The sequence below is a fragment of the Gimesia chilikensis genome, assembly GCF_008329715.1.
Taxonomy (GTDB): domain Bacteria; phylum Planctomycetota; class Planctomycetia; order Planctomycetales; family Planctomycetaceae; genus Gimesia; species Gimesia chilikensis.
Genome location: NZ_VTSR01000041.1, coordinates 1 through 2,027 on the forward strand (window position 1 = coordinate 1; position 2,027 = coordinate 2,027).

Consider the following 2,027-nt stretch of genomic DNA (forward strand, 5'->3'; position numbering starts at 1 on the left):
ACCGGCCGGGTTCCACGTCGAACTCCCAGCTGGCTGTATTGGCACCACTGCCGCCGACGTAAGGCACTCCCGTGTACAAGAACTCCGGATCACCCACAACGCCCGGAATGTGCTCATTCCAGGTGCCGGTTCTGGTGAAGTCGCCATCGTTGATACCGACGGTTGCCGGCCCGGCGGCACCCGTTACGGTGAAGTTGTAAGGATTTTCATCCGCGTCACCCGTGGTGAACGAGATCTGACCGAAGGTCGAACCGGTGGTCCCGCCGTCGAACTGGATGGTGAAGGTCACTGATCCACCGCCGGGAATGTTCACAGGCACGGTATCCGTTCCGAACGGGGAAGCAGGATCAATGCTGAACCCGGGCGGGAACTCAACCAGGCCGGTCACATCGACCGGATCCGCGGAGAGGTTCGTCACGGTAAAGGTTTTAATAACCGGAATGCCGGGGATCGTCGTACCGAAGTCAACCACGCCCGTGTCATCGTCCACGACATTGCCGTCCACGGTGACTTCCAGGTCGGGAGTCGGCAGGTATTCAATGCGGACCGCATCGGCGATCACGCCGTTGGCCAGGTCGAAGTGATCCCGCGGGAGGCTGCTCGCATCGTTGGTCAGGGTCACTGTCAGCGTGCCGTCAACCACTTCAAAGAAGGTATTCAGATCAAACCAGGCCGCCCCGTTATCAGCGAAGCTGGACGGAATCAGAGTCTGGTTCACGTCAAGGCTGAAGGTGTTTCCACCACTGGTTACGGTGTAAGGAGCATCGGTCACCCGGTTGTACAGCGCCGACCAGGTCGTGGAGACCCGGTAGAAACCGTTGGCCAGACCGGTAAAGGTCCAGGTTGCGGTGTCGGTCCCAGCCGGAGGTGGAATGAAGCCCGGCTGGTTGGGAATCGCACCCGCGATGTCCCCTTCGAAGCCGGCACTGCCCCGGTTGACGCCCGAGTCATACAGTTCGAAGCCGGCGGTGGCCGAGAAGTCGGCATCGCCGTTGTCGATGATCACCACGTTAGAGACCTGACCGTGCAGCAGCAGGTTGAAGGTCGCTTCATCCACGTCGTTGGTGTCGAACGAGAACAGGCCCGAACGGTCGCCGAAGGAGTCGGAGTCCATCGTGATCTCGAAGCTGATCGTATCGCCGGCGGCCACACTCTGAGCGGTCAGCGTGGTCGTGAATCCGGCAGGAATCACGATGTTGCTGATGTCCAGGGGAGCAGAACCGGTGTTGGTGATCTCGAAGGTCCGGGTCAGGTCGGTCAACAGTTCGGTGGTCCCGAAGTCGATGCCGCCCGGATGACCGTCAACCAGCACGCTTGGCGGTGCCGGGGCGTCGGTCACGTCGGTCAGCTGAACTTCCGGACCGGCGGAGACCCGCTCGATGCGGACTGCATCGGCAGTGATCAGGCCGTTGGCCAGATTGGTCAGCATCACGGTCAGCGTCCGGCTGTTGATGGTAAATGTTCCCAGGTCTTCCCAGAGAGCACCGTCGGCCTGGAAGTCATCAGGGGCGATCTGCTGGTTCAGATCGAAGGTGCCCAGGTCAACCGCCGTAGTGGTAATGTCGTTGCGGGATCCATCGAACACGGTAAACGGTGCATCGCTGGCCATCTGCGGAATCACAAACGGATTCTCCGAAGCCGGCCAGGTGACTGAGACGCGGTATACGCCCGGGGTCAGACCGTAGAATTCCCAGAAGGCGGCGGCATCACCGTAGTGAACCGGATCCACCAGCTGCGACTGCACGGTGTGAATGTCGTCTTCATAGCCGACCCCCGTGGTGATCGCTGCGGTGCCTGCCGGATGGTAAGGCCAGTCCCCGCTCAGTGAGAAGCCCAGGTCGCCGTTGTCGACGATCGTGGCCGGGTTGTCTTCGAACGGGGTCACTTCCTCAAAGTTGAGGTACTGCACGGTCCCCACACCGTCGGCTGTCAGGGAGTAGCCGGTGTCGATCACGGCCTGTCCCTTGGCGTCGAAGTCCAGGATGTCATATCCCCCCCGTCCGTCGGCCGAACGCAGGACCGGCGGT

Annotated in this window: 1 protein-coding gene; it reads right to left on the reverse strand. The window is 61.3% G+C overall.

Annotation, left to right across the window (positions count from 1 at the left end; translation table 11 throughout):
• On the reverse strand, positions 1-2,027 hold a 2,027-nt coding region (locus FYZ48_RS29115; protein ID WP_149345980.1), incomplete at both ends, for a golvesin C-terminal-like domain-containing protein.